The sequence below is a fragment of the Neokomagataea thailandica NBRC 106555 genome (genome assembly GCF_001598495.1).
Lineage (GTDB): Bacteria > Pseudomonadota > Alphaproteobacteria > Acetobacterales > Acetobacteraceae > Gluconobacter > Gluconobacter thailandicus_A.
In genome coordinates this window covers 63,156-84,060 of sequence record NZ_BCZB01000003.1, presented here as the reverse complement: position 1 = coordinate 84,060, position 20,905 = coordinate 63,156, and the positions used below count along the sequence as shown (strand labels likewise).

The 20,905-nt window shown below is 47.6% G+C and carries 15 protein-coding genes; 9 read left to right on the top strand and 6 right to left on the bottom strand.

All coding sequences use genetic code 11. The annotated features are described in order from the left end of the window. Positions 1-79: 79 nt before the first annotated feature. Positions 80-3,340: a TonB-dependent receptor domain-containing protein gene (locus NTH01S_RS01620; protein ID WP_068168381.1), complete on the top strand. Its 3,261-nt coding sequence runs from the start codon at positions 80-82 to the stop codon at positions 3,338-3,340. A gap of 526 nt (positions 3,341-3,866) precedes the next feature. Here the strand turns inward: NTH01S_RS01620 and NTH01S_RS01615 are convergent. After that, positions 3,867-5,327 carry a catalase gene (locus NTH01S_RS01615; RefSeq protein ID WP_068168377.1) on the bottom strand — a complete coding sequence of 487 codons (1,461 nt, stop codon included), beginning with the start codon at positions 5,325-5,327 and terminating at the stop codon, positions 3,867-3,869. A 515-nt stretch (positions 5,328-5,842) separates the two neighbouring features. Here NTH01S_RS01615 and NTH01S_RS01610 point away from each other — a divergent pair. The 6 genes from NTH01S_RS01610 to NTH01S_RS01580 all read left to right on the top strand — a co-directional run bounded on the left by NTH01S_RS01610 (position 5,843) and on the right by NTH01S_RS01580 (position 13,432). Next, entirely contained in the window at positions 5,843-7,003 is a 1,161-nt protein-coding gene (locus NTH01S_RS01610; protein ID WP_068168375.1) for a lactonase family protein, read from the top strand. A 782-nt stretch (positions 7,004-7,785) separates the two neighbouring features. Continuing rightward, the gene (locus NTH01S_RS01600; RefSeq protein ID WP_068168366.1) at positions 7,786-8,790 is read left to right on the top strand and encodes a Gfo/Idh/MocA family protein; all 1,005 of its coding nucleotides are present in this window, start codon (positions 7,786-7,788) and stop codon (positions 8,788-8,790) included. Continuing rightward, positions 8,787-10,205, top strand: coding sequence for an MFS transporter (locus NTH01S_RS01595; protein WP_084366849.1), 1,419 nt, complete (start codon positions 8,787-8,789; stop codon positions 10,203-10,205). Before NTH01S_RS01600 ends, NTH01S_RS01595 begins: the two co-directional genes overlap by 4 nt. Before the next feature lie 35 nt (positions 10,206-10,240). Next, positions 10,241-11,038, top strand: a complete 798-nt coding sequence (locus tag NTH01S_RS01590) for a 2-keto-4-pentenoate hydratase (protein ID WP_157070828.1) — start codon at positions 10,241-10,243, stop codon at positions 11,036-11,038. A gap of 26 nt (positions 11,039-11,064) precedes the next feature. Continuing rightward, positions 11,065-12,030, top strand: coding sequence for a 2-hydroxyacid dehydrogenase (locus tag NTH01S_RS01585; protein ID WP_068168362.1), 966 nt, complete (start codon positions 11,065-11,067; stop codon positions 12,028-12,030). 10 nt (positions 12,031-12,040) lie between these two features. Then, entirely contained in the window at positions 12,041-13,432 is a 1,392-nt protein-coding gene (locus tag NTH01S_RS01580; RefSeq protein WP_245642055.1) for a carbohydrate porin, read from the top strand. 211 nt (positions 13,433-13,643) lie between these two features. Here the strand turns inward: NTH01S_RS01580 and NTH01S_RS01575 are convergent, their stop codons facing one another. From NTH01S_RS01575 to NTH01S_RS01555, 5 genes are read right to left on the bottom strand one after another with little or no spacing between them, the layout of a single operon-like run. Next, positions 13,644-15,008 (bottom strand): nucleobase:cation symporter-2 family protein, encoded by a 1,365-nt coding sequence (locus NTH01S_RS01575; protein WP_068168360.1) that lies wholly within the window; start codon positions 15,006-15,008, stop codon positions 13,644-13,646. Positions 15,009-15,014: 6 nt separating this feature from the next. Beyond that, entirely contained in the window at positions 15,015-15,347 is a 333-nt protein-coding gene (uraH, locus tag NTH01S_RS01570; RefSeq protein ID WP_068168356.1) for a hydroxyisourate hydrolase, read from the bottom strand. After that, positions 15,344-15,859, bottom strand: coding sequence for a 2-oxo-4-hydroxy-4-carboxy-5-ureidoimidazoline decarboxylase (gene uraD, locus NTH01S_RS01565; RefSeq protein ID WP_068168354.1), 516 nt, complete (start codon positions 15,857-15,859; stop codon positions 15,344-15,346). The genes uraH and uraD overlap by 4 nt, the downstream gene beginning before the upstream one ends. After that, positions 15,859-17,319, bottom strand: coding sequence for an NAD(P)-binding domain-containing protein (locus NTH01S_RS01560; protein ID WP_068168351.1), 1,461 nt, complete (start codon positions 17,317-17,319; stop codon positions 15,859-15,861). The genes uraD and NTH01S_RS01560 overlap by 1 nt, the downstream gene beginning before the upstream one ends. Before the next feature lie 50 nt (positions 17,320-17,369). Then, positions 17,370-18,410, bottom strand: coding sequence for an aromatic ring-hydroxylating oxygenase subunit alpha (locus NTH01S_RS01555; protein WP_068168348.1), 1,041 nt, complete (start codon positions 18,408-18,410; stop codon positions 17,370-17,372). A 125-nt stretch (positions 18,411-18,535) separates the two neighbouring features. On the opposite strand from NTH01S_RS01555, the gene NTH01S_RS01550 reads away from it, so the two are divergent. Both NTH01S_RS01550 and guaD read left to right on the top strand, forming a co-directional pair. Then, positions 18,536-19,468 carry a LysR family transcriptional regulator gene (locus NTH01S_RS01550; protein WP_068168346.1) on the top strand — a complete coding sequence of 311 codons (933 nt, stop codon included), beginning with the start codon at positions 18,536-18,538 and terminating at the stop codon, positions 19,466-19,468. A gap of 39 nt (positions 19,469-19,507) precedes the next feature. Next, entirely contained in the window at positions 19,508-20,830 is a 1,323-nt protein-coding gene (gene guaD / locus NTH01S_RS01545; RefSeq protein ID WP_068168342.1) for a guanine deaminase, read from the top strand. The last annotated feature ends 75 nt before the right edge of the window (positions 20,831-20,905 follow it).

The window sequence follows — 20,905 nt, the reverse complement described above, 5'->3', positions numbered from 1 at the left end:
CGGTAGAGAAAACAAATTCTCCATGCAATCATCGAAACGAAATGACATTGCCTGTGGCATATAGCGTGCGGAGCCATTAATGCCTACGATTTTACATAAAAAGAAGACCATCAACTTATCCACCCTTTACCAAGTGGCTTTCAAAGTATGCCTGTGCGCAGGTATTTCATATGCAGCACTCCCTGCCATGGGCAACGCAGCAGCCATATCAGGCGCAAAACATAAAGCCGTTTCTCACGCGAAGAAAACAAAGCGCGCCTCTATAGCGCATAATACCCCAGCCAAAACATCTTCGCCCAACGCGCCTCAAACACTTCAAACAGCAAACTCCATTCCATCCAGCGCGCAAAAAAAGACATTACTAACAGCAGCCCCCAAAATTGATGCAACAGGGGCCGTCGAAGCCGGTGGCGTCGAAGAAGTAAAAGTGGTGGGTTCCCGCCTTATTCGGAACTCCATTGACGCGATTCAACCGATCGTTTCAGTATCGGGCGCACAAATTCAGCGCCGCGGCTATACCAATGTTGGCACTGCGCTCCTTACGGAAAACCCAGCTTTCGCCGTTGGTGCAGCCACGCCATTTGGCACTGGCGGCGGGTCAGGTGCAGGACAAACCTTCCTCAACCTGCTCAACATGGGCTCTGAACGTACACTAACTCTTGTCAACGGACACCGCTTTGTGTCCGGTGCCTCTGCGTCCCTCTATGGGAATGTCTCTGGTGACGCCGTGGACGTTACCGAAATTCCAGACGGCCTGATTGACCGTGTCGATACCCTCGCAACAGGTGGCTCACCAACATATGGTGCTGATGCGATTGCAGGCGCGGTCAATATGCAGCTTAAGCAAAATGTTGAGGGGCTTCACGTTAACGGTCAAGCGGGCTGGAGCCAAGACTTGGACGCCGTGAATGATAAAGTAGAGTTCTTAGGCGGGCATAACTTCAACCATGACCGTGGCAACGTAACGCTTGATGTCGAATATACAAAGCAATACGGCCTTCCCGCAGATGCACGGCCTTACTGGTATGGTACGGATTCCCCTTTCAACCTTGCTGTCTCTGGTCAATCATACAGCCAAGGCTTGGCCCGCAACCAGCGCGATATTATCTACACCCAATCCGGTATTCCTGTAACCTCTGACGCCATGCCTTTTGGTCAAAATGCTGCCGGCACGGGTATTGCGCCTCAAGCCGGGATTACCAACGCCGCAGGTCAGGTATTGCAGTTTTCTCCAAATGGGAAAAGCCTTATCCCCATTACATATGATACGGCAAACTCCCCCGCCTCCCCCTACACCGTATCGGGCGGTAACGGTTTTCCTCAATCACGTTTTGCGAACTTACTTGATCAAACCGGCCGCGTGGCCCTCACCAGTCTTGCCCACTATGATATTACGGATCATATAACGGCTTATGGTGAAGCATGGTATGACCGATATGATTCAACCAATACCATCGGCCAGCCATATTACAGCACTGCCAGCTTTGCTTCTGCTGGCATGCCGGCGGGCAACCTCATCATGAACACGAATAACCCGTTCTTGACCTCTGCAGAACAAGCGACCATTGCCAATGGCCTGGCCGCAGCTGGTTCACCCACAAATCAATTCTACATGGCCCGCGCATCAACAGATATTTATAGCGGCCGTTATACAACCAAAAATGAAATGTACCGCTTGGTAGGCGGCTTTAAGGGAGATTTCAGCGTCTTAGGGCGTAAGGTTGAATGGGATGCAAACGCAAATTACGGTGACAACTCAAGCGTAACGTTCCAAGATCAGGTTAATAACCAAAACTTTGCTAATGCCTTAAACGCCACAACAGATTCCGCCGGAAATATCATCTGCATGCCCGGCTATACAAATTCACCCATGGCAACAAAAAGCGCCAGTTGCTCACCGCTTAACCTTTTTGGTAATGGTCAAGCCAGCCAGAGCGCCGTCAACTACATTACATCCCCTGCATCTGTTGCAACCCGCAACACACAGCTTGATGTCAACCTCACGGCCCATACCACGCTGTTCCACTTACCGGGCGGCGGTGTGCAGTGGCTCATTGGTTATGAACACCGCCGGGAGGCATTTAATTTCGAGCCTGATGCCTTTAACCAAGGCGTCATTGTTAATGGCAATTGCCAACAACAATACGGCTACGCTACGTGCCAACCCTCAACCTATGGCAGCTACCACACCCATGAAGGCTTTACCGAGATGGATATTCCACTCGTCAAGCCAAGCATGAACATTCCCCTCATTTATCATGCTTCAATGAACTCCTCTGCCCGTTATATTTATAACAACATGACGGGGTCTTACTGGTCCTATACTGGTGGTGCGTCACTCTCACCATTTAAAGACCTGACATTCCGTGGAAACTATACGCGCTCCCTGCGTGCCCCCGGTACGGCAGAACTATTCGCACCACAAAGCACCGATTTTGAATACGGTAACGACCCGTGCGATACAAACTATATCAATGGCGGCTCCAACCCTGCCATTCGTGCTGCAAACTGCGCCGCGGCCGGCGTGCCAAAAGGCTTCCAGTCACTCATTAGCAATGCCACAGTGGAAGGCCGTGCAGGTGGTAACCGCCATCTTCAAAACGAAGTGGGAACGTCCGTCAGTGCAGGTTTCGTCTTTACCCCACATTTCATTCCGGGTCTGACCATTCAAGGTGACTATATTGATGTGCGCTTGACGGGCGCAATCCAACAACCGGGCGTGCAATATATCATGGATGCCTGCTACGACACATCAGGCTATAATAGCAGCCCTTATTGCAGCCTAATCACCCGTGACGCAACAACGCACCAAATTACAAACTTTAATGACAGCTTCCAAAATATCGGGGGCATCGAAAGCCGTGTTGCTCAGTTCATGGTGGATTATAACCTAGAGCTCTCCCGCCTAGGCTTACCAGATAACGCAGGCTCGCTTGATCTGCACGCAACAGAACTGCATTATTTCTTAAGCAACCAAAGCATTGGTGGAGTTGTCACACAACAATACGGCACAAGCACAACCCCCAAAGATAATATGACAGCGAACCTCACCTATATGCGTGGTCCGTTTAGCTTCCAATGGCAGACACAGTGGTACGGCAAGTCTCAGCAAAGCGTCCAAAACCCGCTCAGCACTTACCAATATCCATTCTTTAACCAGTTTTTCATGTTCAATACGAACATGTCCTATCAGTTTGCCAAGAAATATACTGTCTTCTTTAACGTCAACAATATCACAGGAGAACACCCACCCTTCCCATATGTTGGTAGCGTCAACCGATATGCCCAAGCCATTATCGGCCGCTCGTTCCTCTTTGGTTTCCATGCGGATGTTTTCTAAGGTTACGACCTAAAGTCTAAAACCGTACCCCGTGAAACGGCCCAGCCTCGTGTTGGGCCGTTTTTATATATTTGATAACCCAAAGCACTGCCCACATTACAGCTTAAGTGACATCTCTCCCAAGCGGCATGAACCTATCCTATAAGCACAATAAAAATTGTCCTGACAGATATATAAAAAATACACCTTATAATTATTCAAAATAATAATAAGACAGTCGCAAATGAAAATATAATACTTAAATTAACTTCATATTTAGAAAATGAAATTGGCCGCACTCACAGCAAGCCTTTAAAAGGTACACTCCGCAGTGGAAAATTATATTTTTTACATAACGGTTCAACCAGAGGTTATTTTACCAAAATTCATTCATCTGACCGAAAAGGTCCGGCACTTCGTAAGTCCGTTTTTTTATAGAGTAAAATTTATCTCAAAGTAAATAAACCACAAATAGAAATAAAAAATAAATAAAAATATGGCCCTCATCGGCTTATTAACCTCTTTAAGAGCCATATTACAAGAAAAATTATTTTTGTTTTCTCAACACCTCATCCTGAATACGCTGTCCCAATTGAGAATCAACATTCTTCCAATACTCAAATACACGAGACAGAACAGGCTCTTGCACTCCCCCCAAAATATGCCCAACAACGTTTTGAACGAGGCGCTCACGTGCAGCGTCATCCATCACGTCATTCACGAGTTTCTGAGCTTGGCTAAAATCATTATCCTCAGCGCGCAGTGTATAAGCAGCTCTGACAAACTCACCATCAACAGCCCATACAGCATCTTCAGGATAGCGCCCAGGGTTACTGACTGGTCCACCCTTTGTGTTCGGTGAATACACGGGATCAGAAGTGTTCACACTACGCATGGCTCCACCCTTGGAATAAGAGTGGACAGGACACTTAGGGGCATTCACGGGGATTTGCTTATAATTCCCCCCTAAACGCGCACGGTGGGCATCCGCATAAGCAAAAGAGCGACCCAGAAGCATCTTATCCGGTGAGAGCCCCGTACCCGGTACATAGTTATTCGGCTCAAAAGCCGCTTGCTCAATCTGAGTAAAGAAATCCGTTGGGTTACGGTCAAGAACAAGTTTACCCACTTCAATCAAAGGATATTCACTTTGAGGCCATACCTTGGTGAGATCAAAGGGGTTGATTTTATAGGTTTTAGCCTCTTCGTAAGGCATGATTTGCATTTTAAGCGTCCAGCTTGGATACTCACCACGCTTAATAGATTCAAAAAGGTCACGACGGTGGTAATCCGCATCGCTCCCCGCTAATTGATCCGCTTGGTCTTGTGTAAGACACTTAATACCTTGATCCGTTTTAAAGTGGTACTTTACCCAAAAACGCTCCCCCTCATCATTAATCCACATGTAAGTGTGGCTTGAGAAACCGTCCATATGGCGCCATGTCGCCGGAATACCACGGTCACCCATAAGCCACGTGACCTGGTGGGCTGTTTCTGGGCAGAGTGTCCAAAAATCCCACTGCATATCATTATCACGCAGTCCACTATCCGCACGGCGCTTCTGCGAATGAATAAAATGCTGGAATTTCATGGGATCACGAATAAAGAAGACAGGCGTGTTGTTACCCACCATGTCAAAATTTCCCTCCTCGGTATAGAATTTTACCGAGAAGCCCCGAGGATCACGCCATGTATCTGGGCTACCCGCCTCACCTGCAACGGTAGAAAAGCGAATGACAACGTCCGTCTTTTGGCCTTTTTGCAAAAAATTTGCTTTAGTATAACAGCTTACATCATGCGTAACTTCAAAATACCCAAAAGCCCCACCACCTTTAGCGTGCGGCTGACGATCCGGTATCATTTCACGGTTAAACGCCGCCATTTGTTCGATCAAATAATGATCGTGTAAAACGATAGGCCCATCAGCACCAACGCTTAATGAATTCTCAGTGCTGGAAACTGGTGCCCCAGCATCCGTTGTCGCTGTTTTCAGATGATCCGTAGACATAGAATGTCTCTCCGCCCAAAGTGAAGCATACTCCACCAAAAAGAGATTAGGACTTTTAAGTTCCCATGAAGAAACATTTTTATTTAATTTTTTGAGAATTAGATACAATAATAAATATATTATTCCGTATATATAAATCAATAATATATAACTCACGATTGGAGATTTATAATGATTATTAACAGCACATATAAGTTACATGCTGCTGAACATCTGGACATTTATACCCATTTTCTCCAACCAGCAGGCATTATCCTTCGCCAATAAAAGAAAACCGAAACCACCGAGCATGATCTTGCAAAACAAATTTTTCTTTTCCGTGATCGAATCAATCAGTATCTAACGCATTTCATATAAATATATTACAAATCATAGATCAGTTATGTCTTTTTTAAGAATAATATCACAGTATTATTTAAAATATATTTCATTCGGTAACGAGAATTTTATTTGTTTAATGATCAATTATATGAGTTTTAACATCAATAACATGATAATTAAGCAAGGCATCTAACATGAGCCCTATACGCACCTTCTTTTGGGTTGGGTTACTCTCTCCATATTTCTTCCTAAGCGCCACCCCTGTTCATGCTCAGATCGTACTTTCTGCAAATGACGGCCACACATTACTACAAAACGGCGTACAAATCCTTCCACCTCACATACTCCCAGACACATTAAGTAAAATCGCCCGAGAAAAAGATAATTTATGGCACGTCACGGGTAGTATCCCCGCAGCAGCAAGCGTAGTAGGTCCTCCAACGGCTTTAACCATCTCTCCTGATGGCCATTACGCATATCTTAGCTCTGCCGCACAGCCCAATAGGCTTGAAGATAAAATCATCCCGAATGATCAGATTAGTGTCATTGACCTACAAGCCACCCCAATACGGGTTATACAAACGACACGCTCCCAGCCAGGCGCAACAACATTACGCCTCTCACCGGATGGGCAGCATATGCTTGTCGCAAACGGAAAATCTGGTTCTATTACGTGGTTCCGCGCTGTGGATGGCCGTCTGTCACACGCCCAAAACGTCACTCTACCGGTCAAAGGCGGGTTCGTTGGTGGTGTCACCATTGCCCCCGATGGCAAACGTGCTTTTGTGAGCTTATGGAAAGGTGATCTTATTTATACCATCAACTTGAATGGTGATCACCTTCAAGTTGAACCAAACCCCCTCCCCCTCTCCCCGGGCGCATGGACTTTACGTATCACTCCAGACGGCCATTACATGTCTGTAAATGTCCTCGGGCATGGTCACGGTAAACCCGGAAGCATTGTTATGCTTGATCTACAGACACCCAACCTCAAAGAGGTTGACCGTGTTATGGTGCCAAACGCACCAGAGGGAACGGATATTTCGCCTGACGGACAATATCTCGCCGTCGTTTCACAGAACGGCTCCGCTATGCCTGACGCCTCCCCCCTTTATCACGCACGCGGTATCGTAACAGTCTTCCGACTGTCAAACGGCCATTTAACACAGCTTGCTCAGGCTCCGGGCCCTCTCTGGCCGCAAGGACTAATTTTCTCGCCAGATGGCACACAAATCCTCACCCAAGGTGGTGTAGATCATATGTTAAGAACGCTATCATGGAACGGCACAACCCTCAGCGTTCAGGGCGATACCCCCCTTCCGGGATCTGGAGCAAATCTTGAACGTCAACGTTGAAGGCATAGTAATTAAAAAAACCTACAACCATATGCCGAACAGCGTTAGTGGGAACATCCGCATTATCGTACCACACTGCACATGTTATCAGCCCCATGAGTGGTCATAGACGCATACAGACCGCTCACCCTTTATAGGGCTTCAATGTGAAACATCCGAACCGTTTTCCCCAGTATATCTAGAATTAAATAGAACACAAATATATCAAAGACCAACCCTTCCCATTGAAAATGGCAATGTCTATAAAAGAAGATCTATTGCTCTGTCATATTGATACTCTTATCTCCCTAACCCATTCTAATGACATAGCTATGATCTATCCGATCTTAGCAAAAACTATGGCATTATGCGGGTTCAAAAACAGGTTTCCTCATACGCAGCACTGCGCCTCCTTGAATAAGAGGATTGCACAGGCCAAACCTGCGGCTCATCAGGAGTCGTTTCATCAGCTTCACGATACGAACAAACCCAACACTTCCACGTTAGGGTAACCGTTACTGCCTCTCCTACTTCTGGCGTAAGGCATTCCATCGACCGCCATAGAACCATTGCGCGCCTCCAATATCTGATGAGAACCTTTCAAGAGGTAACTCATCACTTAATCGCGATAGTATTTTTCTTTTTACGACTTAATAATTAGATTTAATCACAGAAAATAAGGATATTTTATCGTAAACTGTATAGCTTACTGAGCACGAACATAAATATGTGAAGTAATCATTATTCTACAATGTGGTAACGCTGTTCTCACCCTTCTGTAGCGGTAAAGTAGGACAGATTTCATGACAGAACACATGCAATGGGCTCTTATTGGAGCGAGTAATGTGGCAAACGAATGGATGATTGATGCAATCCGCTCTCAACCTAGCTTTTCCATTAAGTCGGTGCTCAGCAGTGATGCTGAACGTGGCACAGCATTTGCCCGGAAACACCACATCCCACACAGCACCACCCACCTGTCAGACATCCTTGAAGACCCGGACATTCACGCTGTCTATATCAGCACGCATAACGCCAAACATTATGCGCAGGCAATGGCTTCAGCCTTAGCAGGTAAGCATATACTATGCGAAAAACCCTTAGCACTTACCCTTTCAGAAGCTTCATCCATCATAAAAGCAGCACAGAAATCAGGGGTCGTATTCGGAACCAATCATCACCTGCGCTGTTCTGCCGTGCATCAGGCTCTGCGCCAAAAAATACATGATGGATCGATCGGTCAGTTAAATACTGTACGCGTATTCCATGCCAATTTTATTGACCCTAGCAATGCAGGTTGGCGGGTTAATTCTACAGATGGCGGGTTAATACTCGATAGCACAATCCACGACATTGACACACTACGTTTTCTATTGGGGTCAGACCCCACCCATGTTTTTGCCATGTCACAAAGCGGACGACGCGGCACACGCGGTGTAGAAGATGGGATTATGGCTGTCCTTCGCTTTCCCGGAGATCTGCTCGTACAAATTCATGGCTCTTACGCCGTTCCTTCTGCACCGGGTGGCGTGGAAGTCTTTGGCGAAACAGGCGCTCTCATTGCGCGGGACTGTATGAGTCAAAAACCTATCGGCTCCCTTCACCTCCGAAATACAACCGGCGAACATGCCATCCCAATCGTACATCATAACCTGTATTATTATGCACTTGAGCGCTTCAGAAAGGCCATTATCGGCCAAGATACCCCCGCAGCGACAGGACAGGACGGCCGTGCTGCCCTCCATATTGCACTCGCCTTGAAAACTGCCATCCAGACAGGGCGTCAGGTAGAAGTACACCTCCCATGAACACTTTCACAGCGCTTAACGCCTCAACGCCTCCTGATCAGAGCATAGTAGACGTAGCTGAACACCATGATCGTACTCCCATGCCTTTGGCTGAACTGCGCCGCACAGCGTGGACATGTTCCATCGGTAGCGCCATGGAATATTATGACTTTGCGTTATATTCTCTAGCGGCAGCGCTCGTCTTCGGCCCCCTATTCTTCCCCAGCAGCATACCAAGCATGGGGCTCGTAGCGAGTTTCGCTACTTATTTCATCGGTTTTGCCGTCCGGCCGATCGGTGGCGTTATTTTTGGCCGTTTGGGAGATAGAGTAGGCCGCAAAGTGGTCCTCCTCATCACCGTTACCCTTATGGGCTTTGCCAGCGCCGGCATTGGCCTCATTCCGTCCTACGCGCACATCGGCATTGCCGCGCCCTTACTGCTCATTACTATGCGTATTTTGCAGGGCCTCGGTGCAGGTGCGGAACAAGCCGGCGCAGCCGTGATGATGACGGAGAGCGCCCCGCGCGGCCGCCGTGGTTATTTTGCAGCCTTACCATTTTTGGGTATCCAAATGGGCACCGTCTGCGCCGGTCTCATTTATTTTTTTATGCTCGTCGGTGTTCCCAACATTGCCGAGACTTGGTTATGGCGCGTTCCATTTCTCTTCAGTCTCATTTTGTTGGTCATCGCTCTTTATATGCGCTTGCATTTGAAAGAATCACCAGCCTTTCATAAAGCCCAAAATGAAGAAGAGACCGCACCACGTCAAAAGCGCTCTTTGCGTGACATATTAACAGCGTCGCGGCGCCCTATTCTCGGTGGCCTCGGACTGCGTATGGCTGAAAATGGCGGCTCATCAATATACCAAGTCCTCGCTATCAGCTATCTCGTACACACCGTAGGTATGGGGGGACGCTGGGGAACTCTTGCCCTCATTGGCGCAGCTCTCGTCGGCGCAATGACTATTCCTGGTGCTGGATATCTCAGCGATCGGTACGGCCGCACCCGCGTTTACCGAGCTTTCGCTATACTACAAGCCATTACAGCCATACCCGTTTGGTATACTTTCAGCCGTGGTAACCCTATTTTTTCCTTGATTGCCCTAGCCATAGCGCTCGGTATCGCTACTTGGGGAATGTTTGGAACCCAGGGGGCTTTTCTTCCTGAAATGTTCGGCGTTTACCACCGCTATACCGCCGTATCCTTCACGCGCGAATTTTCCTCCGTCATAGCCGGCGGTATTTCCCCTATGGTCGGAGAAGCATTAATCGCCCTTTTCTCACGCTTCCACATCGGTGGCGTACAAAGTGGCTTATATGCTTGGATCCCTCTTTCTCTATACGTGGTCTTTCTCTCTATTTTAGCCATCATCGCTACCTTTTACATTCCCGAGACAAAAGACCGAGACCTTTTATCTGAAGCCGATAGCTTCTGACTTCCTCCTTTTTCTCTCTCTTACATAGGTGCCGTATGACCGCTCTTAACACTGCCTCTCATGACCAAAAAACCGCTCTAGACCTATGCGCACAGGCCCTCATCGAGGCTCGCCTCAACCACCAACCTATTCTTGAAACACCCTTCCCTTATGCGCCACAAACAGCGTCCGAAGCCTACGCCATACAAAAATCTGTTGCGACAGCAATGAGCAAAACGCTCGGCCCTGTCCGTGGCTGGAAAGTGGGCGCCCCCACCCCGACAGCAGAGCCATTCAGCGCCCCCATTCATGCCGCCACTTTATTTCAAGGTGAAACCACCCTGCCAAAAGAGCTCTGCCATTTTTACGGCGTTGAAGCAGAGATTGTTTACCGTTTTGGAAAAGACTTGCCCGCCCCAAAGGATGATGTAACGCGCGAAGAGGTTTTTTCCGCCATCATCAGCGCACATCCGGCTATCGAAATTTGTGATACGCGTTTTCGTAAAATAGGAACACAAACCGCCTTGCTCCACCTCGCAGACCAAGGCAATCACGGCGCCTTAATTTATGGAGATGCCCTCACAGATTGGGCCTCATTAACCCCCGTAGAAGAACCCGTACGCCTTACGGCCAACGCACAGCTCCTCGCCGAGCATAAAGGAGGTAACTCCGCAGGAGATCCCCTGCGCATGCTTGTATGGCTTGCAAAACATGCAGCCGCACAAGGCTTTCCGATCAAAGCGGGAGACATTGTCACCACAGGCTCCACGACCGGAACGATATTCGTTGAAGCAGGCACCACTGCCAAAGCGAAGTTCGCTTCTCTCGGCAGCATTACCGTTCATCTTCCCTAAAGTCCTCTTACAGAGTTTTATCGCCCATGAAACCGCATCTCTTGCTCATAGAACCTATGATGCCCACGATTGAAAGCGCCCTGCGGGACGCTTTCACCGTACACCCCTATCATTCACTTGAAGCGGTACTCCCCATCGCCCCGAGGATCCAAGCCATTGCTACGGGGGGAGCCACTGGCGTACCGGCCCCACTTCTCGCGGCCCTACCTGCGCTAGAAATCATCGCCATCAATGGTGTTGGGACCGATGCCGTAAACCTCAACGAAACAGTACGCCGTGGCATCCACGTCACCACGACACCCGGTATTTTGACCGATGATGTGGCGGATCTCGCTTTTGCCCTTCTTCTTTCTGCCCTCAGACAGGTCCCTACAGGAGATCACTTTATCCGTACGCGGCAATGGGGCAAGAATACGCTTCCTCTGGCCCATAAAGCGAGCGGAAAACGTCTAGGTATCTTTGGTATGGGGCATGTAGGAAAAGCTGTTGCTCGTCGTGCTTATGGCTTTGATATGCCTGTATCGTATCATCACACCCACAACCTACACTTAAATAACGCGTATTTTGTACCGTCTCTTCTCGAACTCGCCCAGAAGAATGATATTCTTGTTCTTTCCGCCAGCGCGACCCCTCAAACCTACCACAGCATCAATCAAAACATTCTAGAGGCACTCGGCCCTAAAGGGTTACTCATCAATGTCTCTCGTGGCAGCCTTGTTGATGAAACAGCACTCATTACAGCCCTGCAAAACGGTGTACTCGGCGCTGCCGCTCTAGATGTCTTTGAGCATGAACCCAACGTACCAGAAGCCCTCCTCTCCATGGAGAATGTCGTTTTACAACCACACCGTGCGAGTGCAACCGTCGAGACACGCCTGACAATGGGACAATGCGTTGTCGATAACCTTTTAGCGCATTTTTCAGGTCGCCCGCTTATCTCTCCCGTCCTTCCAAAGACGCCCTCATCAGGCGCTAGTACAACTGCTTCATAAGGCAATTCAAATGCGCCGGTCACTTCTCCTCGCGATGCTTCTATGCGCAGGAATACCGTGCCTCTTCCAACAGGCACGGGCGCAATATCGCGGCCCCGTTTCCCTAACATCCCCGTTATTCTCTCTCGATACCCCCACAGCCTACGCGAATACACCATTCACACCACCTGTAGAGCATATGCTAACCCCGTGGGGAGAATTACTACGTGGACTGAACAAAAAAGGAATTGGTCTTGTTCTGGATTATACAACAGAAAGCATTATGGCCCTTAACGGCGGCGGTGGAGGAAAAGCCGCCTATGCACACCAAATAGGCTTAGAGCTTGACCTCAATTGGGAAAAATTAATTGGCTGGAAAGGCTTCATCACACACGCTGTCATTATTAACCGCGCAGGCCGTAATCTCGCCGGGGATTTGGGAGATAATTCGCTCAACGGCTTTCAAGAAATTTACGGCGGTGGAGGAAATGTCGCTGTGCATCTTGTCTATATTTACGGCACACAAGATCTCGCCAATAAACGGCTACAAATCGCATTTGGGAAAATGCCTGTTAATATAGACTTTGCCAATTCGCCACTTTTTTGTAATTTTATGAATAAAGCAAATTGTGGTATTCCTAAATCCCTCACTCGTGGCTCGCCTGGTTATGGCACATATCCCGGATCAACATGGGGTGCACGCATCCGTTACTGGCCGCTCCATGGTCTTTATATACAAACTGGCTTATATGGTGTTAATCCCGGCTTAAATACCATACGCTATGATCGAACCGGGTTTAATATGAGCCTGAACCGGTATACTGGATTTTATTTACCAACAGAAATTGGCCTAATTCCATCCTTCGGCCCCAATGAACTCGTTGGACACTACAAAATTGGTATCGCATACGATAGTTCAAATTACCGAGACAATTACTTTGATAGTGTCAACCAACCCGCCGCATTAACCGGGCGACCATACCGATGGACAAATGGCAAAACCCAATTATGGGTACAAGCAGATCAAATGCTTATCCGTCATGGTCATGGGCCTTTAAACGGATTATATATGCTAACGGGTTTTACACGAAACCAAAGCAATAATGGTCCATACAGCTATCAATACTACGCTGGAATTGTTGATAGCGGCATCTTCTCCAGAAGACCGCATGATACGTTTGGCATAGAATGGTCAGAAACCTTCGCTAGCCCTGAGTTAAACCGTAATCAATGGATTAATTATAATTTTCGAAGAGGTATTTTTCCACAGAGCCACGTCATGTCTTTAGAAGTAACATACAATATCCATATCTATCATGGATTTGCTATACAGCCTGATTATCAGCATATATGGAATCCTAACTTACAAAGTAATAAAAAAAACATTGATGCTCTCGGATTTAAATTGCACGCAACCCTATAAGTTTCAATATTTTTATATTCACACTACGATGTAAATAATTACGTGATACCAATATCTCACCACCACAAAAGAGAAACCTATAGTTACTAAAGGCAAGATATTGGAGAGAACGTCACTTTATCATTCGATCATTGCGTTGTGTAGCCAAAAATTTTTACGGCAGATCATTTTAATGAAGCGAAGCGTGTCTATACGTATATATTATATACCTCTAGTCTACTTCATCTAAAATCTGACCCGATTGCCGTGATGGTAAGCAATTAAATAATATATGAAGAGACAAAGCGGAAAATGCTCCTACAGGAATACCACTACCAAAAATAACCTGCGCCCAACTTGGTAAATCAGCAATCAGGTGAGGCTGCGTCGTCATGAGAGAGGATAGCGCTAAACTCGTGCCAACAATAATAACATTATTAGGCCGGTCCAAACGCGCACGCGACAACATCTGTACTCCCACGACCGCCACAGCCGCGAACATCGCCAAAGATGCTCCCCCAAGAACCGCCAAAGGTATTCCCGCCACAATGGCTGAAAGTTTGGGGATACATCCTAAAACAATCATAATACACGCAGCACTTGCCACAACCCAACGACTTTTCACCTGCGTTAAACGAACGAGCCCAACGTTTTCTGCAAAACATGTATAGGGAAATGAATTAAAAATCCCACCCAAACACGTCGCCACCCCATCTGCACGCACTGCGCTAATAATATCCCGCCTCGTAATAGGCTTATCAACAATCTCACCAACGGCATAAAGATTGCCGCAGGTTTCCATCAGGCTTACCATCATAACAATGATAATCGATACGATCGGAACAATCTGAAAATGGGGCAAACCAAAATGGAATGGCATCGTCATCGCAAAATTATCAGCTTTGACAACATCTGCGAAATGCGCATCACCTACGCACCATGCTACAATAGTTCCAATAACGAGCCCAACCAGAACAGCGATGCTCGCAAAAAAACCTCGTCCGAACCTCTGTATAGCCAGTATGCATAATAACGTTCCAAGACCATAATACAGCCCCTTCAGATAACCATGCCCTCCGACGACAACACTTTCTGCGAAAATATCATTCGTTGCGACTGGAAGAAGCGTCATACCAATCACCAAAATAACCGTCCCAGTGACAACTGGAGGCAAAAAACGTGCCAACCGAGCAAACCATGGCGCTATAAAAAATGTAATAATTCCAGATGCTATAACAGCCCCATATACATCACGAAGCCCATCAACACCCCCAGGACCTGCCGCACCAATCGCAATCATTGGCGCTAAAGATGTAAAAGACACCCCCTGCAAAAGAGGTAGCCGTACACCAATCCGACCAATACCTACCGCTTGAATAAGAGATGCAATCCCACACGTAAACAAATCTGCACTAATCAAATGCTCCAAAACGTCTTTAGGTAATTTTAATGCACTTGCCAGAAGCACAGGAACAGCCACAGCAGCAGCATAAAACGTGAGCACATGCTGCAAACCAAAAGCAATCGTCTTCCACCAAGACGGTATTTGGTCAACCGGATGGCGCTCAGAAGCTACTTCATGAGTATTTACTGTCATACTTTCTTAGCTTCCACGATACGTTGAATAACTATAAGGAGATACCAGCAGAGGAACATGAGCATGTCGTCCTCCGGGCAAGCCAAAAACAATCGGTACGGTCTCTAAAAAAACTGGCTCTTCCAAAACTGCGTGTACGTCCCGGAAATAGGCTCCGACCTCAAACTCTAAACGATATGTTCCAGCGTTTAACGAGATGTCTCGGAGGGCGGGGCAACGACCATCGCTATTGGTTACCCCTTCAAACAAAACTTCTTGCGCCAGATATAAGCGCAAGCTTACCCCCTCTGCAGGAAGGCCAGACACAGTGTCCAATACATGTGTTGAAAGAGAGCTCATAACATAACCTGATCTTGAAGGCGCAAATCTGCAATGCGGTCAATATGTTCCAAAGCCGTTTTTAATTCAGCTTCAGGCGTGCTCATAAGCCGCTTTTCCATGGCATCCAAGATAAGATTCTTATTAGCCTGGCGTACACAAATAACAAACGGCATCCGGAACCGGGCGGTATACGCATCATTTAAACGCTTAAACTGGTCATATTCCTTCTGCGTCAAACGATCCAACCCAGCCTGCCCCTGCTCTAATGTGGATTCAGGACTCAACTCCGGATCAATACCTGCACGATGACCAAGTTCAGGATGTGCGCGCACCAATCTCATCTGCCGCTCTAAGCCTGCCCTTTGAATAATATCCGAAAAAATCTTTTTCATCGCTTGAAACGACGTAAACGGATGAAAATCATACGCCTTATCTGCAATCCACGGCGAATGCTCATAAATACCACCAAAGCACTCTATAAAAGAGCCGCGTGACAACTGATTGACAGCGTCCAATGTTAATTGCGCCATTATTCGCCCCATCCCTCTGGCGGAGGCTCTAAACTGATGAGTTCTGCCGCCTGATAAGACAACAAACTCCCTAGATGCAAATCTCCATCCTGAACAAAAAGATCCTCCGCGATCCCTCGCGCAAGACGCTCAACACCAAAGCGCATACCACTAATAGAAGACCCACTGAGCCCCATACTCGGCGTTGCTGAGAAGGTAAAATTATGGATCGCAGACAACATATCGGCTTGTGGAGACTGAGGATCTTTCGGTAAAAATTGGAAGTGATCTCCCAGATATGGATGGCAAGATAATAATGCATTCTCCTCCCCTTTGGGGGCGGAAAAACGATCCTGCCAGCACGCAACAGCAGGCGCCACATCGCACATTTCAGGGCGCCGTGCCAAGTCAACGGTAAATCCTGTCCCAACGATCAAAAAGTCATAAACACGCACACCATCCGGCGTTTGAACCTCTACCGTTTTCCCGTCTTCTGACACCGATGCAGAGAGCCATGGTGTAGCGGGCAATAATGTAAAACTTTCAAACTGACGGCAACGCCAAAATGTATCTTGTGGAGGCGGTTGGTTTAACCCATAAATATGATTCATAAACCGCCATCTTGTAATATCTGGAAGCTTCGCAAAATGCGCTAAAAATCCAGCATTTTCCATCCAACGGTAAGGGTTAACCTTAGGCAACTCTTTCCGTCGAAAAGCCAACTCTACCCGCCCAGCACCGGCCTCTAGAGCCGTTGCTGCATTATCAAAAGCCGAGGCACCAGCCCCTAAAACCCCAATACGCTTACCGCGCAAAGCTTCAAAATCAATTGCCTCATGCGTATGTGCATAATACTCTTTTGGCACATTATTTTTAATAAATTCCGGGATAAACCATTCTCCCCCGCCATCAATCCCCGTGGCAAGCACCAGCTTCCGCGTAAAAACGTCGCGCTGCCCTTCAATGCCATTTAGGGTTAAACGAATTACGCCATCCTCCCAGCCAATATGGGTAAGAGCCGCACCATACTCTACCGGCAACGCTAATGTCTGCCGCAACCAATCCAAATAAGATTGCCAATCCTGACGGGGAATTTTGTCCAGCTTTCGCCATGCATCCGCACCATAGCGCGCTTCAAACCATGACTGTGGTGTTAATGAAGGAATACCAAGGTCTGGCCCGGTTACGTGCTTCGGTGTACGCAACGTGATCATCCGAGCAAACGTCGTCCACGGCCCCTCTTTCCCCTCAGACGCACGTTCAAAAATTTGAGTATTCGTAACCCCTAAGCGGCGCAAAGCAAAAGACGCAGCAAGGCCGCCTTGCCCCGCCCCAATAATCGCGACATCGAGAACATGCTGCCCCTTATGCTGCCTTGTAAGAGACCACTCACCACTAGCATAAGCAATTTTTGCCAGATCTTCCTTCGCCTTAGCAGAGAGCTCTTTTAAACGGTCAGCAGCACCATGTTTCACAGTCATTAAAGCCTTAATCACAGGTCAAAAAGATATTTTGATAACACACACAACATTTACGCAATAAAGAATCGACTTAGCCCCAAATCCCTCAAACTCCGCCTATAGGCGATAGAACTACGATCAGCCATCACATGCGCTTCCAAGGTTGGATCTAGTGGCAAACATTCTGGTTTTTGCGCTTCCACCAACAAACGATCTTCCTCAAAAACACGTAGGTTGAAATCATAGACATCCTGCACAGGCAATTCTTTATCAAAATTCCGGCAGATCGGCGCAAACATGCGCGTTTTTCGCGCAGATACAGGAGAAGCTGCATTCATAATCACCAAACGGGCTCCCTCTGGAAAATGGATCTCAAGCGTCGCGGTAAATGGCACAGACAAACGAAAATGCCGCAACCACTCGAAACCCTCTGGCGCACTGCCGCAAACACCAATCGGGTAATTACCAACCGTACTACGATACTGCGCTTCAAAGCCTTCCTGCGTAAATTTAGGCATATAAGCTGGAACTTCTGCATTACCGGGATCGGCGAATGTCTCCGTATGCACAAAAGCAAAATGTGCGACATCTAAAAAGCCCTCAACCTGCCTTCCAGCAAATCCCGCAATATCAATAGAGGGGCATGTAATTTGCTGGAATTCAGCCTCATCCCAATGCGGCATATCCGGAACGGAGCGCGTGCCATCATCCGCCAAGCACGTCCAGATTAAGCCATATTGTTCCTTAACGGGATAACTTTGCAGATTCATGTTTTTAGGGATATTGGCGGTTGGGTGCGCAGGAATACGTACACAGCGCCCCCCTTCTCCAAAACGAAAGCCATGATACGCACAGGCAATCGTTTTTCCATCCCCCTGCCCCATGCTGAGCGGCACCCCACGATGTGGACACAGATCCTGCGCAACCACAATTTCTGTACCCGCACGATAGACAACAAGGGTTTCATCCAGAAGGGTCACCCCCAAAGGCTTTGCTTCGACCTCTCGCGCAAGAGCGATTGGGTACCAAAAATGAGAGAGAATTTCCCAGTCTTCCGGCTCAAACGTGCAGTTACGGGGTAATTGCACTGAGTTTTTAAGACATTCGGACATATAACACGCTCTCAGCTTCGGATAGACATAACACACACAACATGCACAAAGACTATTTCACGTACGAGACATTCTAAGATATATCTAATTTTCGTCTTTTTCATTCTAAAAAAGAGAACACCTACATGCCGGCATTTTCACGCTTTCTGCGCTATTTCATTGCCGTTGCACAACACCAATCGATCCGAAAAGCATCCGAAAACCTGAGAATTTCCGCCTCCGCCATTGATCGACAAATCCTTCAAGGCGAACAAACACTCGGCACCCCACTCTTTGAACGCCTACCCACAGGCCTACGCCTGACAACCGCAGGCGAGATGCTGCTGGACCAAGCCAAGCGCTGGACCAAAGACATGGATAGTTTTCTCACTCAGGTGGATGACCTGAAAGGACTACGGCGCGGCTCAGTGAATCTTATGATCCCAAACGCGATGACACGCGGCTTTATGCCTCGGTTAATCCGAAACCTTCGCCTGACACATCCTGGTATCGTCGTAAATATATTTGTTCGAAACAGCAAAGACATCGGCCCGGCCCTCGCACGCGGTGAAGCCGATCTGGCAATTTTATTTGATCCTGGCAACGTACGTGACCTAATCGTACGTTCATATATTGAATTTCCCCTCGGCTTTATAAGCCCACCTGGGCACCCTCTCTCTTATAAGAAACATCAACGCTTTAGCGCCTGTATGGAACACGATATTATCGCACCTGCTCTACCACTGGCCTTGCGCCGCAAAATTGACATTTTAGAAATTGAAACCGGAATAGAAATGAATGAGGTCCTATCATCGGACAGCATCGATATGATTAAATCTATGATCTGCAAGAATTATGGTATCAGCATCATGAGCTACGCAGATGTCATGGAAGAAGTTGAAGAGACAAAAATTGCCTTCACGCATATTTCGAATGAAAAATTAACGCCACTCACAGCCGCTTTATGCGTGGATCGCTCAAGAACCCTCTCCAGCGCCGCTCGGTTGCTCCTACAAAAAATAGAAATTCACTTCTTAGAGCTACAGGAGAATATGCAGAACCTTATGAAAGACGCCTAAATCCACCGATACATATTCAATAAAACGGATACAGACAGCATGCCCCAACAATCCGCCATTCGCGCTCCTTTTCTGTCTTTTAAAGACAACCCTTTCACCAATGATGCCCCCCTATCCGCTCTTCACTACGAAGACGATGGCCTTATCATTATCGAAGAAGGACGCATCCATTCTGTATCCTCATGGGACAACGGGCGTACCAAGCTGTCAGCACACACACCCATTGATCATTATCCTAATCAACTCCTCATGGCCGGCATGGTGGATACACACGTTCACTACCCTCAGCTTCCTATGGTCGCCTCTTATGGTGAACAGCTTTTAAGCTGGCTGAACAATTATGTTTTCCCCGTAGAGGCCCGTTTTTCAGACCCAGATTACGCCCACACCATCGCCCGCTCTTTTCTGTCTGAACTCTTAAAAGCAGGCACCACTACGGCAGCAGTATTCTGTACGGTCCACCCTGAATCTGTAAATGCTTTCTTCACGGAATCAAGCAAACTCAACACATGCATGGTTGCCGGAAAAGTCTTAATGGACCGTAACGCCCCCGATAACCTCCGCGATACCGCACAAAAAGCTTACGATGATTCACAAACCCTTATTCAACGATGGCACGGCACCCACCGTCAACTCTATGCCGTCACCCCACGATTTGCCCCTACCAGCACAGAAGCACAGCTTGACGCAGCAGGTACGCTCTTGTCCGAACACCACGATGTCTTCATGCACACACATCTGCTTGAAAACAAAGCCGAAATTGCGTGGGTAAAAGACCTCTTCCCGCACCGTCATTCTTACCTTGATGTCTATGATAAAGCAGGACTTTTACGCCCCCGCTCCATTCTTGCTCATGCCGTCCATGCACGGGAAGAAGATTTCCAACGCTGCCACGATACAGGCTGCTCCATTGCCCACTGCCCGTCTTCAAACCAATTCCTCGGCTCAGGTTCTTTTCCACTCTTTCGAGCATTAAAACCTGAACGTCGTGTAAAAACTGGTCTTGGCAGCGACATTGGCGCAGGCCCAACCCTGTCATTATTACAAGTCTTATCCGATAGTTATAAAGTGGCCCAAGGATTAAACACCTCTTTACACCCCGCACAGGGCCTCTGGCTCGCAACCGTCGGTGGCGCGGAAGCACTCGGCTTAGACGATCAAATTGGAAACATTATTCCCGGCCATTTCGCTGATCTTTGCGTGCTAGACCCAGCTGCCACCCCATTGGGGCGCATACGCACTCAAAGCGCCGATAACCTCTCCGACATACTTTTCGCGCTCATGATGTTAGGCGATGACCGGAGCATCTCAGCCACCTATGTCGCCGGAAAAAAAGTCTATCAAAAATCTTCTACCCCATAACTGAGCAGAAAAACATGATACACATAAATTCATTACCAATCCTCATTTACATAATAATAAATTTTATACCAAAAT

Coding starts and splice junctions, on each gene's coding strand:
- NTH01S_RS01620 (WP_068168381.1), top strand. CDS start 80: ATGCCTACGATTTTACATAAAAAGAAGACCATCAACTTATCCACCCTT.
- NTH01S_RS01615 (WP_068168377.1), bottom strand. CDS start 5,327: ATGTCTACGGATCATCTGAAAACAGCGACAACGGATGCTGGGGCACCA.
- NTH01S_RS01610 (WP_068168375.1), top strand. CDS start 5,843: ATGAGCCCTATACGCACCTTCTTTTGGGTTGGGTTACTCTCTCCATAT.
- NTH01S_RS01600 (WP_068168366.1), top strand. CDS start 7,786: ATGACAGAACACATGCAATGGGCTCTTATTGGAGCGAGTAATGTGGCA.
- NTH01S_RS01595 (WP_084366849.1), top strand. CDS start 8,787: ATGAACACTTTCACAGCGCTTAACGCCTCAACGCCTCCTGATCAGAGC.
- NTH01S_RS01590 (WP_157070828.1), top strand. CDS start 10,241: ATGACCGCTCTTAACACTGCCTCTCATGACCAAAAAACCGCTCTAGAC.
- NTH01S_RS01585 (WP_068168362.1), top strand. CDS start 11,065: ATGAAACCGCATCTCTTGCTCATAGAACCTATGATGCCCACGATTGAA.
- NTH01S_RS01580 (WP_245642055.1), top strand. CDS start 12,041: ATGCGCCGGTCACTTCTCCTCGCGATGCTTCTATGCGCAGGAATACCG.
- NTH01S_RS01575 (WP_068168360.1), bottom strand. CDS start 15,008: ATGACAGTAAATACTCATGAAGTAGCTTCTGAGCGCCATCCGGTTGAC.
- uraH (WP_068168356.1), bottom strand. CDS start 15,347: ATGAGCTCTCTTTCAACACATGTATTGGACACTGTGTCTGGCCTTCCT.
- uraD (WP_068168354.1), bottom strand. CDS start 15,859: ATGGCGCAATTAACATTGGACGCTGTCAATCAGTTGTCACGCGGCTCT.
- NTH01S_RS01560 (WP_068168351.1), bottom strand. CDS start 17,319: ATGACTGTGAAACATGGTGCTGCTGACCGTTTAAAAGAGCTCTCTGCT.
- NTH01S_RS01555 (WP_068168348.1), bottom strand. CDS start 18,410: ATGTCCGAATGTCTTAAAAACTCAGTGCAATTACCCCGTAACTGCACG.
- NTH01S_RS01550 (WP_068168346.1), top strand. CDS start 18,536: ATGCCGGCATTTTCACGCTTTCTGCGCTATTTCATTGCCGTTGCACAA.
- guaD (WP_068168342.1), top strand. CDS start 19,508: ATGCCCCAACAATCCGCCATTCGCGCTCCTTTTCTGTCTTTTAAAGAC.